The following is a 14,344-nucleotide window of genomic DNA, read 5'->3' on the forward strand; positions in this document are numbered from 1 at the left end:
GTAATATGCGCATTGATTGATAACTATTCTCAACAAGGATTCGCTGTGACCCACCATAACTCACTCTCTCTGGTTGCCATGGCTGTGGCAGCAGGGCTTTCCACCCCACTCTTTGCCGCCAGCCACCAGGCGAATGAAGTCGTGGTCGTCAGCGGCTCACGGATGGAGCAAAAACTGGAAGATGTTTCCGGTCCTATCTCGGTGATCACCGCCAAGCAGATTGAAGAACAGGTAGTAACCGATGCCGCTGATCTGTTCCGCTACGAGCCGGGCGTGACCGTGCTGGGCGGTCAGGGGGATGCCCAGACCTTCATCATTCGTGGCATGGGGGAGAACCGGGTCAAGGTGGTGCGTGACGGCGTGCGCCTGAACGATGCCTACAGCAAGGGGGGCGTGGGTCAGAGCTATTTCGACACCGAGATGATCAAGCAGGTGGAAGTGGCCAAGGGGCCGGCTTCTGCGGCGTATGGATCAGATGCGCTGGGGGGCGTCATCGCCATCACCACCAAGGATGCCGGCGACTTCCTCAAGGGCAGGGACAGCTATCTGGACGTGACCAGCGGCTATGCCTCCGGCAGTCACCAGACGATGGCGGGCTTTACCGGCGCCCTGCGCACCGGCGAGGTGGAAAACCTGCTGCGCTACACCTGGCGAGATGGTGGCGTGACCCAGAATTATGACTCCAGCAAGAGCGATTTCGATATCGGTACCCACGCCCTGCTGCTCAAGAGCAAGTGGAACCTCTCCGATGAGCAGTTCCTCAAGCTGACCGTCGATTACCTGACCGATGGCGAGGAGCCGGATGCCATCAAACTCAACAAGGTGGGTACCGGCACTGCCCGCGTCTTCGAGCAGCCCATCACCGACAAGCAGACCGACAACCTCTCCCTAGTGCTGGATCACGGCATCGCGCTCAACCTTGGCTGGGCCGATCGGATGGACAGCAAGGTCTACTACTCCCGCACCAAGCAGACCCTGGATCAATACGCCTCTTCCAAGTACCCGGTCAGCCCGGGCAACCCCTATGTGACCAAGAACTCGCTGGACAACAACGAGTTTGAGCAAACTAGCGCAGGAGCCCAGCTGCAGTTCCACAAGGCGATTGGCAATCACCGCCTGGCCTGGGGGGCCGAGTACGAACACACGGACAACGAGCGATCCCGTTACAAGGGGCCCACCACCTCGGGGGATTTTGTCGGCTACAACGAGCTGAGTTTCCCCTCAACTACCAGCGAGCGTGGCTCACTGTGGGCTTTTGACGAGATCAAGTTTGGCGAGCGCTGGGTGCTGACGCCGGGGGCCCGCTACGACTACTACCGCATGACCCCGGACAATGACCCTGCGTACACCGGAGACAAGCTGCACAAGTTCTCCGAAGGGGAGCTGTCGCCCAAGCTGGGCCTGGTATTCAAGGCCCATGAGGCGGCCAACCTGTTCGCCCAGTACAGCCATGGTTTCAAGGCGCCCATGTATGACACCGCTTTCTCCACCCTCAATCACCAGGCCTACGGCTATCGCATCGAGCCGAATCCGAACCTCAATCCGGAGAGCAGCGACGGCATCGATCTCGGCGTGCGCGGCAGCAGCCACGGTCTGAGCTACGAAGTCTCCGGCTTCTACAACAAGTTCGATGATTTCATCGAGATGGTGCAGGTGGGCACGGAAGGCAGAACCTCCGTCTACCAGTATCAGAACCTGAGCAAGGCCACCACCAAGGGGGTCGAAGCCAAGGCGGATTACTGGCTGAACGACATCGTCAACGTCTGGGGCAACCTGGCCTATATCGAAGGCAAGGATGGGGATGGCAACTACATCAACAGCCTGAGCCCGCTCAATGGTAGCGTACGGGTGCGTCTCGAACAGGCTAAGTGGAACTTCAACACGGCGCTGCGTTTTGCCGACGACATGGACAAGGTTCGCAAGGACAGCAAGGGCAACGAATACGTCAAGAGCGCAGGCTGGGGCGTAGTGGACATGTATGCCCAGTTCAATCCGATGGCCGATCTGCAGCTCAACGTCGGTGTCTTCAACCTGTTTGACAAGGAGTACACCAGCTATGAACGCATCGCCGGCCGTGTCGAAGGGTCGGACAACAGCGCCATGACCGAGCCGGGCCGCAACCTGAGCGCACGGATCAAGTACGTCTTCTAAATAACAAGCAGCACACGCAGTCATGAGGGGAGCAGGGATCCCCGCACACATCCCCGCCCGAACAGGCGGGGATTTTTTTATCTCTGCTTCAGTGACAAGGATTGACGCGAGGTCACGGAAAAGTGGCTGGCACCTTGGTCGCACAGAGGGAATGTTGGTAATGGGGGGGGGGGGCGAGACCATCTTTGTAGTCATAAATGCTGATATGCGCAACATCTTGCTTTCATGATGACATTTATCACTGCCATTGCAGTATTTGGTAGTTCGGGGAGCAGGTTTGCGCGAAATCTTGCGTAAAAAGTGGTGATGGGGACGAGGGCTTGTTTTTATCTATATGATATTTATATGGTTTTTGGTTTGGCATGGACGCTGCTAATAGATTCGCTCGAGTGCTATCTCATTTCACTAATCTATCAGGAGCATATCCATGCCAACTCCATGTTATATCAGCATCGAAGGTAAAACCCAGGGCAACATCACCGCGGGTGCCTTCACCTCTGACTCCGTCGGCAACATCTTCGTGCAAGGCCACGAAGACGAGATGCTGGTACAAGAGTTCCAGCACGTCGTGACCGTACCGACCGACCCGCAATCCGGCCAGCCGGCTGGCCAGCGTGTCCACAAGCCGTTCAAGTTCACCGTGGCCCTGAACAAAGCGGTTCCGCTCATGTACAACGCCCTGGCGTCTGGCGAGATGCTGCCGAAAGTGACCCTGAAATGGTATCGCACCTCCGTCGAGGGCAAGCAGGAGCATTTCTTCAGCACAGTGCTGACCGATGCCACCATCGTGGATATCGACTGCCAGATGCCGCACTGCCAGGATCCGACGAAGTCTGACTTCACCCAGCTGATCCAGGTCTCCATGGCATACCGCAAGATTGACTGGGAACACACTGTGGCCGGTACCTCTGGTGCTGACGACTGGCGTGCTCCGATCGAGGCTTAATCCTCGATTTCTTACTTTGGTATTCCTTGTAAGTAGTTATGTGTATTTTGGTCGGTTGAGCAACCGGCTTCTTGTACTGTGCATTTTCTCCAGTCTGCCTGTGGGCAGGCTGGAGCTTTTCTGTTTTGCCATCCCTGATGCGATGACTGCGCAGGGATGGCAAAGCAATAAAAGTGTCCTGTGATGCAGACACAATCAGCACGTGATTCATTGCCTGCCTTATCTTTGGTTGCATTTTAGGAACCGGAGAGGGCGGGCGCGTGGTGTTTTGGAAGGGTCAGGCATATTCGGGTCAGACAGTGGCGAAGGCTTTGGCATTGCCGAGCCGTGACAATGGTGAGAGAGCATGGCTAATCAAACCGGATTGCAGTTTACCGTCAAGGTGGGGGCGCTGCCCGAGGGGACCTTCGTGGTGGCCGAGTTTGCCCTGGAAGAGGCGCTGAACGACCCGTTCCAGCTGCGCCTTGAGTTGGCAAGTCCCCAGCCGGACATCGACTTTGCCGCCGTGCTGGACCAGCCGTGCGAGCTCCTGGTGTGGTATAACGGCGAGCTGCAGCGCCGGGTATGCGGGGTGGTCAGTGACGTTGCCCAAGGGGACAGCGGTTTTCGCCGTACTCGCTACCAGCTGCTGGTGCAACCGGCCCTGTGGCGGCTGTCGCTGCGTCACAACTCGCGCATCTTCCAGGCGCAAAAGCCCGACGAAATCCTCAGCATCCTGTTGCAGGAACACGGCATTACCGACTATGCCTTTGCCCTCAAAAATGAACATGCCCAGCGCGAGTATTGTGTCCAGTATCGCGAGACCGACCTCGATTTCTTGAATCGCCTCGCCGCCGAAGAGGGGATGTTCTACTTCTTTGAGTTTGAGCAAGGCAAACACCGTCTCGTGTTTGCCGACGACGCGGCGGCCCTGACTGCCGGTCCCGAGCTCTTCTTCAACCTCGGCAACCGCTCGCTCGAGCAGGGCGCCTATGTGCGCCAGTTCCACTATCGCGAGGCGGTACGCACCTCGGATGTGGAGCTCAAAGACTACAGCTTCAAGACCCCGGCCTATGGGCTCTCCCACAAGAAGCTGGGGGCCGAACTCGAGCATCAGCGCCAGAGCTACCAGCACTTCGACTACCCGGGCCGCTACAAGCAGGACCCGAGCGGCAAGGCGTTTGCCCAGCATAGGCTGGATGGCCTGCGCAATGACGCCGTGACCGGTAGCGGCAAATCCAACAGCGCGGCCCTGCTGCCGGGGCAGTATTTCTCCCTGACCGAACACCCGAACGCCAACCTCAACAGCGATTGGCAAATCGTCCATATCCGTCATACCGGCCAACAGCCGCAGGCGCTGGAAGAGGAGGGGGGCAGCGGCCCGACCGTCTACCACAACGAATTTGGCGTGGTGAAGGCGAGCAGCACCTGGCGGGCCCGTATTGGCAGCCCGCAAGCGCCTCACAAACCCATGGTGGATGGCCCGCAGATTGCCATGGTGGTGGGCCCGGAGGGAGAGGAGATTTACTGCGACGAACACGGCCGGGTCAAGCTGCAATTCCCCTGGGACAGATATGGCAGTTCCAATGACCAGAGCTCCTGCTGGGTACGGGTGAGTCAGGGCTGGGCGGGCGGCCAGTACGGCATGATGGCCATTCCGCGTATCGGCCATGAGGTCATCGTTTCATTTCTGGAAGGAGACCCGGACCAGCCCATCGTCACCGGGCGCACCTACCACGCCACCAACCGGCCGCCTTATGAGTTGCCGGCCAACAAGACCCGCACCGTGCTGCGTACCGAGACCCACCAGGGTGAGGGCTTCAACGAGCTGCGTTTTGAAGACCAGGCGGGGCAGGAAGAGATTTACCTGCGCGGTCAGAAAGACCTGAACGTGCTGATTGAGAATGATGCGGCCTGGCATATCAAGCACGACGAGCATCGGGACGTCGATAACGAACGGGTGACGCGCATCAAGGCCAATGACCACCTGACGGTGGAAGGTGAGAAGCGGGATCATATCAAGGCAGACTATTCCCTCACGGTCGATGCCAGCCTGCACCAGAAGCTGGGGCAGTCGTTGCTGGTGGCTGCCGGACAAGAGGTTCATATCAAGGTCGGCGACAAACTGGTGCTGGAGGCGGGCTCCGAAATCACCCTCAAGGGGGGCGGCAGTTTCGTCAAGGTCGACCCCAGTGGCGTCAAGCTGGTCGGCCCCGGCATCAAGCTCAATGCAGGCGGCAGTCCGGGCTCAGGCTCCGGCTGGGCAGGTCAGGCTCCGGTAGCGCCCAAAGGGGTAGAAGTGGTCAAGGCTCCCGATGCGGTGGAGTTGGTCAAGGCCGTACCCACAGAAAAAGCGATGGAAGCACTGCTCAAGGAGCAGGAACCTGTAGAGAAGAAACCCAAGGCCTTCTACCTCTTTTCTGAATAAGGACGCAGCATGAAGTTTGCATTTCCCATCCTCACCGCAGCAGGGGAAGAGTTCAAAGACGTCAAGGCATTGACTGCGCTGATCAACGGTGAGAAGTCCGGTCACTATCTGCTCGGTAATCACAACAAGTGGCACGGTGGCATTCATATCAGCGACCAGAGTGCTCCCTGGTGCAAGGATAAGTATCCCGTCAGGGCGATTGCCGATGGCAAGGTAGTGGCATTCCGGATGATGAAGGATTACTTGACCTCTGAATTTCAGGGCGAATCCCTGCGCTATTCCAACTGCTTCTGCCTAGTGCAACATGAATATTGTGAAATCAATGCACAGACCAAGGCGAAAAATGAATTCACCTTCTATTCGCTCTATATGCATTTGCTGCCCTGGGATCAATATCAGACCGCCGAGAAGCTGGTGCTGAAAAAGGGATGGAATGCGCGCAATTCCGTTCCTGATGCCAATCAGCAGCGTGCCGATGCCGCCTTGCCCCGTTTCACGCTGCCCAAGGATACCGAATTGGAGATGGACAGCAGCACGCTATCCCAAAAGGGGTGTGTAGGGGGCAAGGAGTATGACTTCATCAGGGTGACCATCAAGAGCAAACTTTCCAATGCCCAGATGAAAGAGGCCGAGAAGGCGGGAGTATTGGTCAGTGAAGGGAGCTCAGTCTGGATCGCCAATAGTCCGGACGCGGTCGAGGCGATTAAACCCAATCTACCAAGCTGGCTAGATGACCAGATAGAGGCCGAATTACTGAAGAATATGGCCGGGCGTGCAGATCCCGTCCCGGATGACAAAAGCGGTCGTCTGATGGCAGGCAGTAGCAGCGTCTCACTGCCTGTGGGCACCAAAGTGCAGTATGATGCGCACCAACTCGAATTCCATTGGATGGGTGACAAGGCGCGCAAGATGGCCAGATGCAACTATGTGACGCCGAGTGTGGAGGGGGAGCCAGGTCGCTGTGGTGTGGCCTGGGTGTGCGTAGAGGATGAATTTATCAAGGTGAATGTACGCGTCCCCTCCCATCTTGGCGAGCTCTATGTGTTGCCTTCGCCAGTCGCTATCGCGGCGGGTGACACCATTGGTTACCTCGGCCTGGTGGAAACGCCGGGTTCCCTCATCGGAGGGAAACAAAGCAAGCATCAGGTCCATCTTGAGGTATTTACTCAGGACCCTCGTCTTGACGATGTGCTGGCCAACAAGGCCGGTACCAAGGGGGGCACTACCTATGCCAAGGTCCCGGCGGATCTGATCCTCCATGAGATGAAGAACAGGGTGTGGGTCGCCACCGATGGCAAGAGTCAGGAAGAATTGGTTGAATCCCCCAAGATAGAGAAAGATGCGGCAAAGCAGGAGTGGGTCTGCATCTCATCAGGGAAATATGTCAAGAAAGAGCAAGTCGAGCTGCTGAGTCAACATGACTGGTTGAAGATTGGTTTTAAAAAGGTCGATGGTTCAGGCTCCGACGGCTATCTGGATCCCGAGGCGCCACCGACTTTTTTCACCGACCTGGTCAACAGCTTCGATACCGACAAGAGTGGCGAGCTTAGTAGTGAAGAGATCAAGGCTGCCTTGCAAAATAGCGGCAATAGAGAACAGCTGAACAAGCTTATCGTCAAGCACCCTAGCGAGTGGTACGAAAAATCCTCGGCCAGTAGTTATCTATGGCTGGACAAGTTGATGGCCAAAATTGGCTTACCCGATTTTGACCAACTGGTGGATCACGAAAAGCAGCGTATCGATAAGCTGGAATGGATGCAGAGTGCAACAGGTCTTAACATCAGACCAGATATTTGGCATATATATCCTATAGCCATGTATGGAAAGAAAAAAAATAGGTTCGTAGTAAACTATACAAAATATAACTATGCATTAGAAAAAGCGTTAGAAAAACAAATGGCAATACCTTCTAAATACGCACCTAAAGTGGGTAATTATAAAATAGCAAGTCGAGATGAAGTGTTAGTCAATCTAACTCCAGACGATGATATTACTAAAGATTCTATTTATCAGTTTCTTGATCTTTCTAAGTGTTCAGAGATTTCAGATGATGAACTTAATAAGTTTTTATTAGGGCAGGGAGTTCTCGAAGGGAAAGGGGCTGTGTTTGTATCAGCAGCCAAGAAATATAATGTTAGTGAAGTGTATCTTGTTTCTCATGCATCACTAGAAACTGGGCGGGGTACATCAGGTTTTGCACGAGGAAAAGAATATAACGGGACTAAAGTCTATAATATGTATGGCATTAACGTTAGAGATGACAAACCGTCATTAGGAACAGAATATGCTTATAGCAAAGGATGGGATTCTATTGAAAAAGCAATAGATGGTGGTGCTAAGTGGATATCTGATAATTTTATTAATCATCCGAGATATAAACAAAATACTCTTTATAAAATGCGTTGGAATCCTGCATCACCTGGTGAGCACCAGTATGCTAGTGATGTTCTATGGGCTAAACATCAAATCCCTAACATGAAAAAACGATTTGATATTTTTCCTAATGCTATTCTACATATAGATATTCCAGTTTATGAGGAATAATTAATGAGAAGTATATTTAGTGTCATCTTTCTATTTTTTTCTTTTAGCGTGCAAGCAGCATGTGAAAAAGTCAGTTTTGATGAAATCAAGAAGAGTTATGATAATGTTTTTTACGATGTGTCAAATATTATCGTAACATCAAAAGGTAGAGTTTTTTTTCACGATTTCCCTATTGATAAATGTAAATCAAAAAAATTCATTATTAATGGTGATAAAGCTATATCATATGCTTCATATAATGGTTTTCAATATATTAATTATTTAGATAGAAATGGTGAGGTCCATACAGGATGGATTGAATCATCTCGCGTCAGTAAAAAAGAAACATCATCAGAATATTTAAATATTAAAAAAAATGATTTTTCTATACATTTCAATGGCCATGATATAAAAGTCGGTGCTAGTTATAGTGAGATTGTTGGGGTATTCGATGATTTTAGTGAAACAACAGATGATGGAAATGGATTTTTAGACGTATTTAAGACGATTAATGGGGTGGATTATAAATTCTATCCACATGATTTTGATTTCATATATATAGAGTCATCAAATCTTAATTATGAAAAATTAAAAAGAGATTTTGATGATTATAGAATAACTAAAATTATTCTCAAGAAAAGTATAGGGTTCAGTAGTAGAGGAATTTATGTTGGAAGTAAAATGCTTGACGTTGTAAAAGTGTATGGTGTTCCAGCATCTAAGAAAGATGGTGCTTTTATTTATGTGAGTGATAATTACACGATAAAATTTGTTGGTTCTGAAGTAGTTAATGAAATCGAAGTTTCTATCAATCCGATATGAACGTGTTGATTAGTGAACAGTTCTAGTTATAACCTGACATCGTCTTCAAACCGGTGTTGTATGGAGACCAGTTGGTGATGGGGTGAAGCGCCTTTCCCATGGAATGTTGACTTAAAGAGGATGGTGGCGATCAGATAACAATCTCTTCAGTTAGTTCCATTCAAGCAGTATCCAGTATCGACTTGAGAAACAACGCCGAAGATTGGCGATTGATGAGCTCTTTTTTTGGCGGCTGCAATTTACCAAAAAGAAACCCGCCGGTGGCGGGTGGAAGGATTGCAACACTAACCAGGAGGAGGTGTTATCCAGTAGACCCTACCCCTGCGTAATAGTTCAATTTTATTGAGTTTTTTCATTTTTGATGTCGGCTTTGCATCGGGATCTGGGGCGCCGGATCGGTTATCATTCCGGTCCCGTCATCCGGTTGTTGAGGACTTATGCCTGCATTCTCCTGGTTAGCGCTCTTCTTTGGCGCGTTTTACTTTGTCTACGGTGCCTATCTGCCGTTCTGGTCGCTCTGGCTGGAGGGGATAGGGGTGAGCGCCGAGATGATTGGTCTCTTGCTGGGGGCGGGGATGGCGATCCGCTTTGCCGGCAACCTGATGGTGATGGGGCAGATCAAGGGGGCGGGTCACCTGCTGCCAGTGACGCGGCTGCTCTCCCTGCTCAGTCTGCTGGCGTTTCTCGGGTTTTATCTCAGCCACAACCTCTGGTGGCTGGTGGCGCTGACCCTGGTGGCGAACTTTATCTACCCGACTCTGATGCCGGTGGGGGAGGCGCTGGCTACTCGCATGGTGGTGCAGGCCCATCTCGACTATGGCAAGGTGCGCCTGTGCGGCTCCTTCGCCTTTATTGTCGCCTCCACCCTGGTGGGGGCCCTGGTGGGCAATTTTGGCAGCGACTGGATCTTGCATACCATGGTGGCCGGCTTGTTGCTGATGCTGCTGCTGAGCTGGTTGCCGATCCATCCGGTGCCACAGGATATTCAGGGCGAGCGGGAGCGATCCTCCCTGCTGGATACCCTGAGATCTCCCCAGGTGCGACGTTTCTTGTTGATCACCGCCCTCCTGCAGGGCAGTCATGCCGCCTACTATGGCTTCAGCGCCATCTACTGGAAGGCGCAGGGCTACAGCGGTACCACCATAGGTTATCTGTGGGCGCTGGGGGTGGTTGCCGAGATCTGCATGTTCGCCGCCGACAAGCGCTTCCTGCAGCGCTACGGGGCCCAGATGTTGTTCACAATCGGTGCCATCGGATGTGTGGTGCGCTGGACCCTGCTGGGCGCCTCGACCGAGATCTGGGTGCTGGTGCTTGGGCAGTTGCTGCACTCGGTCACCTTCTGTGTCAGTCATCTGGGGGCGGTACGCTTCATGACGCGAATGTTGCCCGCCGAGCAGATGATCCCCACACAGTCTCTCTATGCCGCCATTGGTCTCGGCATGACGGTGGCCGCGTTGATGGCGCTGTGCGGCGTGTTGTTCGAGCCCCTCGGCGGCAGCATCTTCTTCCTGATGGTGCTGGTGGTGCTGCCAGTGTTCTTCTTGCGTCTCAGGCCACAAACGGTGGCTGCCTGATGGGGACGTACGGGGCAGGAGGGCCATGTGCTTATCCTGCCCCCATGACTTTTGACCGCCGTCTCTCTAGACTGGCGGTGGTTTGAACCAATTTCCAGGATGGACAAGGGGTTATAGATGCACCAGGGATGGCTGCTGATCGGATTGTCGCTCGCCTATCTCGGCTTGCTGTTTTTGATCGCCTTCGTGGCGGACAAGCACAAACGCCACCGGCTCAAGGGGCAACCCCTGCTCTACAGCTTGTCGCTGGCGGTCTATTGCACCTCCTGGACCTTCTTCGGGACGGTCGGACAGGCCAGCGAATCCCCCTGGTCGCCGGTGCCCATCTATCTTGGCCCCATGCTGGTGTTCCTGTTTGGCTGGCGCCTGCTGGCCCGCCTCATCCTGGTGGCCAAGCGCGAGCACATCACCTCCATCGCCGACTTTATCGCCGCCCGTTACGGCAAGTCCCAGCATCTGGCCATGGTGATCGCGCTGATCGCCATCATGGGCATACTCCCCTATCTGGTATTGCAGCTTAAAGCCATCGTCACCGGGCTGGATCTGCTGATGGTCAACTCGGTGCCTGCCGGCCCCGCTGGCAATACCGCCGAGCTGGCCCTGGGCGTCACCCTCTTATTGGCCCTGTTCAGCATACTGTTCGGCACCCGCCATCTGGATGCCACCGAGCATCACAGGGGCATGGTGGTGGCCATCGCCTTCGAATCCGTGGTGAAACTGCTGGCCTTTATCGCGGTGGGGGGCTTCGCCCTCTGGCTCATCCTGAGTCAGCCGAGCCCGGAGCACACCCGGGTTGCCAGCGATTTCCTGGATGCCGTGGTGTCCGTCTCGCCCGGCAATCTGCTGGAGCTGGCCATCTATACGGTGCTGGCCATGTGCGCCGTCATCTGCCTGCCGCGCCAGTTCCATGTGACCGTGGTGGAGAACAACCAGGGCCAGGATCTGCACTGGGCGCGCTGGATATTCCCCCTTTATCTATTTGCGATGGGGCTCTTCATCTGGCCGCTGGCGCTGGCAGGCAAGCAGTGGGTGGGGGCGGACATGGCCTCCGACACCTATGTGATCAGCCTGCCGATGGCCCTCGGCTTCGACGGCATGGCGATGCTGGCGTTTCTCGGCGGCACCTCTGCGGCGACCGGCATGGTGATCGTCTGCACCATCGCCCTGGCCATCATGGTGAGCAACGATCTGGTGCTGCCGGTGCTGTTGCGCCGCTTCTGGCAGCAGGGGCGGGACGAGCGGCTGGTGCGTCTGCTGCTGCGGGTGCGCAGGGGGGCCATTTTGCTGATCCTGCTGGCGGCCTGGGGGCTCTACCTCTGGCTTGGTGATCTTACCAGCCTGTCGCGCATCGGCTATCTGTCGTTTGGCGCCGTGGCCCAGTTTGCTCCCGCCCTGCTGCTCGGCCTCTACTGGCGACACGGCAATCGCAAGGGGGTCTATCTTGGCCTCGCCCTCGGGGTCAGCCTCTGGTTCATCACCCTGCTGGCGGAGAGCGGCCTGCTGGCCGGTTCGCCGCTGGAGGCCCTGCTGGCCCCTCCCGACTGGCCCGCGTTTCGCGATCTGAGCCTGGGGGCCTGGTGCATCTTCCTGAGCCTGCTGCTCAATGTCATCGGCTATGTGGCCGGCTCCCTGCTGTCGCGGGCGGCGGTGAGCGAGCGGTTGCAGGCGGCCAACTTCGTCGGCAATGCCAGCCGTGATACCACGGCCCTCTATCAGGCGCGGGTCTCGGTCAAGGAGCTGGAGATGCTGGCGGCTCGTTTCGTCGGCTCGAGCCGGGTCAAGCGCGCCTTTGGTCGCTTCGCCGGGGAGCATGGCGGCACCCTGGCGCCCCAGATGCAGGCCTCTGCCGAACTTATCGCCCACACCGAGCGGCTGCTGGCGGGGGTGTTTGGCACTTCGTCGGCCCGGCTGGTGCTTGCCTCGGCCCTGCAGGGGCGCAACATGCAGCTCGAGGAGATCGCCACCATAGTGGACGAGGCTTCCGATGTGTTTCGCTTCAACCGCGGCCTGTTGCAGGGGGCCATCGAACACATAGGGCAGGGGATCTCGGTGGTGGATCGGGAGCTCAAGCTGGTGGCCTGGAACCGGCGTTATATAGAGTTGTTCCGCTACCCCCCCGGGCTTATTCAGGCGGGGCGCCCCATCGAGGAAATCATTCGCTACAACGCCCAGCAGGGGCTGTGCGGCCTTGGTGACATCGAGGATCAGGTGGCCCGTCGGGTCGCCTTCATGAAGAAGGGGAGCGCCCACATCTCGGCCCGGGAGCGCCCCGACGGCCGGGTGATCGAGATGCAGGGCAACCCCATGCCGGCCGGCGGCTTCGTCATGACCTTTACCGACATCACCCCGTTTCGCGACGCCGAGCGGGTGCTGCGCGAAGCCAACGAGTTGCTGGAGGCGCGGGTGGCCGAGCGTACCCACGAGCTCTCCGAGCTCAACCGCCAGCTGCTGCTGGTGAACCAGCAGGTGGAGCGGGCCAACCACTCCAAGAGCCGTTTCCTCGCCGCGGTCAGCCACGATCTCACCCAGCCGCTGAATGCGGCCAAGCTGTTCACCTCCTCCCTGCTGGAGATGTTGCCCGGTGAAGGGGAGCCGGCCCGCATCGCCCGCCATATCGACGATGCCCTGGGGGCGACCGAGGATCTCATCAGCGATCTGCTCGACATCTCGCGCCTCGAGGCGGGCAAGTTCAAGGCCAGGAAGCTCGACTTTGCCCTGCGCGAGGTGTTCGACAACCTCAAGGCTGAGTTTGGCGTGTTGGCCCAGGCGGGGGAGATCCACTTCTCGGTGGTAGAGAGCAAGCTCGCCGTTTACAGCGACGTGCGTCTGCTGCGCCGGGTGCTGCAAAACTTCCTCACCAATGCGTTTCGCTACAATCCGGGCGGCCGGGTGCTGCTCGGTTGTCGCCGGGTGGGGGACAAGGTGCGCATCGAAGTGTGGGACAACGGTCCCGGCATTCCGCAGGACAAGCAGGAAGCGATCTTCGACGAGTTTTCCCGCCTCGATCACTCCCGCACCACCCGGGAGCAAGGGCTTGGATTGGGGCTAGCCATCGCCCGCGGCATCTCGCTGGTACTGGGTCATCAGCTCACATTGCGCAGCTGGCCGGGAGCTGGCTCGGTGTTTGCCATCACCCTCAATCAGGCGACCCGCCCGGTCACGCCCCAGTTGCCGGTGGCGCCCGTGGTGCGCGACAGCCAACTGGAGGGGGTGCGGGTCCTCTGCATCGACAACGAGCGGGATATTCTGGTGGCGATGGCCTCCCTGCTGGAACGCTGGGGCTGCGAGGTGCGTTGTGCTCTCAATCAGAGCGAGGCCGAGGGGATAGTGGCGGAGGGCTTCGTGCCGAGGCTGGTGCTCTCCGATTACCACCTGGATGACGACAAGACGGGATTGCAGGCACTGGATGGGCTGCAGCAGGCTCATGGGGACCATATCGGTGGCATCATCATCAGCGCCGATCGCAAGAGCGAATTGCAGGCGCAGATCCGCGAGCAGGGTTATGGCTACATCAGCAAGCCGGTCAAACCGCTCAAGTTGCGTGCCCTGATGAACAGCCTTTTATTGCCGCCGCAGTGAGCAGGCTCACAAAATTAATCAAATCATGAAACTGTTCGGTGCGATATGAAGGGGCGGGAATGGCGAGGATTGCCGCATCAATCCTCACCAAATCATGCTTTTTGCCAAACCTGAGTCCCATCTCCTGTCATTTCTGCTAGGTAGCGGTCCGGATTGCCCCCCTCTATAGTCGGGGGGCGATTTTTTATGTCGCGAATGAAGTGTGTTAAGGGCAAACCGATTGAAAAATCGGGACGCAAAGCTTCCGGTCTAAGGGTCAGCAGTACCTAAGATAGCGGGGCCACCACAGGTCGTTGTGCTCCTTTTGCCAAGGAGGAGCTGCTGTCTGCATTACCTGTCAGG

The 14,344-nt window shown here is 55.9% G+C and carries 7 protein-coding genes and 1 riboswitch; all 7 genes read left to right on the forward strand.

What is annotated here, in order from left to right:
- The first annotated feature begins 45 nt into the window (after positions 1-45).
- The 7 genes from MRK42_RS04785 to MRK42_RS04815 all read left to right on the forward strand — a co-directional run bounded on the left by MRK42_RS04785 (position 46) and on the right by MRK42_RS04815 (position 14,002).
- Positions 46-2,151, forward strand: coding sequence for a TonB-dependent hemoglobin/transferrin/lactoferrin family receptor (locus tag MRK42_RS04785; RefSeq protein ID WP_354688914.1), 2,106 nt, complete (start codon positions 46-48; stop codon positions 2,149-2,151).
- Between the two features lie 427 nt (positions 2,152-2,578).
- On the forward strand, positions 2,579-3,097 hold the full coding sequence (hcp1, locus tag MRK42_RS04790) for a type VI secretion system effector Hcp1 (RefSeq protein WP_201940504.1): 519 nt from the start codon (positions 2,579-2,581) through the stop codon (positions 3,095-3,097).
- 346 nt (positions 3,098-3,443) lie between these two features.
- Positions 3,444-5,504, forward strand: coding sequence for a type VI secretion system tip protein TssI/VgrG (gene tssI / locus MRK42_RS04795; RefSeq protein WP_042072379.1), 2,061 nt, complete (start codon positions 3,444-3,446; stop codon positions 5,502-5,504).
- A gap of 9 nt (positions 5,505-5,513) precedes the next feature.
- The gene (locus tag MRK42_RS04800; RefSeq protein WP_052445743.1) at positions 5,514-8,048 is read left to right on the forward strand and encodes a glucosaminidase domain-containing protein; all 2,535 of its coding nucleotides are present in this window, start codon (positions 5,514-5,516) and stop codon (positions 8,046-8,048) included.
- A gap of 3 nt (positions 8,049-8,051) precedes the next feature.
- On the forward strand, positions 8,052-8,849 hold the full coding sequence (locus MRK42_RS04805) for a hypothetical protein (RefSeq protein ID WP_156141125.1): 798 nt from the start codon (positions 8,052-8,054) through the stop codon (positions 8,847-8,849).
- 437 nt (positions 8,850-9,286) lie between these two features.
- The gene (locus MRK42_RS04810; protein WP_042072378.1) at positions 9,287-10,423 is read left to right on the forward strand and encodes a 3-phenylpropionate MFS transporter; all 1,137 of its coding nucleotides are present in this window, start codon (positions 9,287-9,289) and stop codon (positions 10,421-10,423) included.
- Positions 10,424-10,540: 117 nt separating this feature from the next.
- Positions 10,541-14,002 (forward strand): PAS domain-containing hybrid sensor histidine kinase/response regulator, encoded by a 3,462-nt coding sequence (locus MRK42_RS04815; RefSeq protein WP_042072377.1) that lies wholly within the window; start codon positions 10,541-10,543, stop codon positions 14,000-14,002.
- Positions 14,003-14,202: 200 nt separating this feature from the next.
- Positions 14,203-14,290: riboswitch (cyclic di-GMP riboswitch) on the forward strand.
- Positions 14,291-14,344: the final 54 nt, after the last annotated feature.

This window comes from Aeromonas sp. 19NY04SH05-1 (assembly GCF_040581895.1).
Lineage (GTDB): Bacteria > Pseudomonadota > Gammaproteobacteria > Enterobacterales > Aeromonadaceae > Aeromonas > Aeromonas enteropelogenes.

What these genes read in the sequence shown, in the direction of transcription:
- MRK42_RS04815 (WP_042072377.1), top strand. Translation starts at nt 10,541, where the DNA reads ATGCACCAGGGATGGCTGCTGATCGGATTGTCGCTCGCCTATCTCGGC.
- hcp1 (WP_201940504.1), top strand. Translation starts at nt 2,579, where the DNA reads ATGCCAACTCCATGTTATATCAGCATCGAAGGTAAAACCCAGGGCAAC.
- tssI (WP_042072379.1), top strand. Translation starts at nt 3,444, where the DNA reads ATGGCTAATCAAACCGGATTGCAGTTTACCGTCAAGGTGGGGGCGCTG.
- MRK42_RS04805 (WP_156141125.1), top strand. Translation starts at nt 8,052, where the DNA reads ATGAGAAGTATATTTAGTGTCATCTTTCTATTTTTTTCTTTTAGCGTG.
- MRK42_RS04810 (WP_042072378.1), top strand. Translation starts at nt 9,287, where the DNA reads ATGCCTGCATTCTCCTGGTTAGCGCTCTTCTTTGGCGCGTTTTACTTT.
- MRK42_RS04800 (WP_052445743.1), top strand. Translation starts at nt 5,514, where the DNA reads ATGAAGTTTGCATTTCCCATCCTCACCGCAGCAGGGGAAGAGTTCAAA.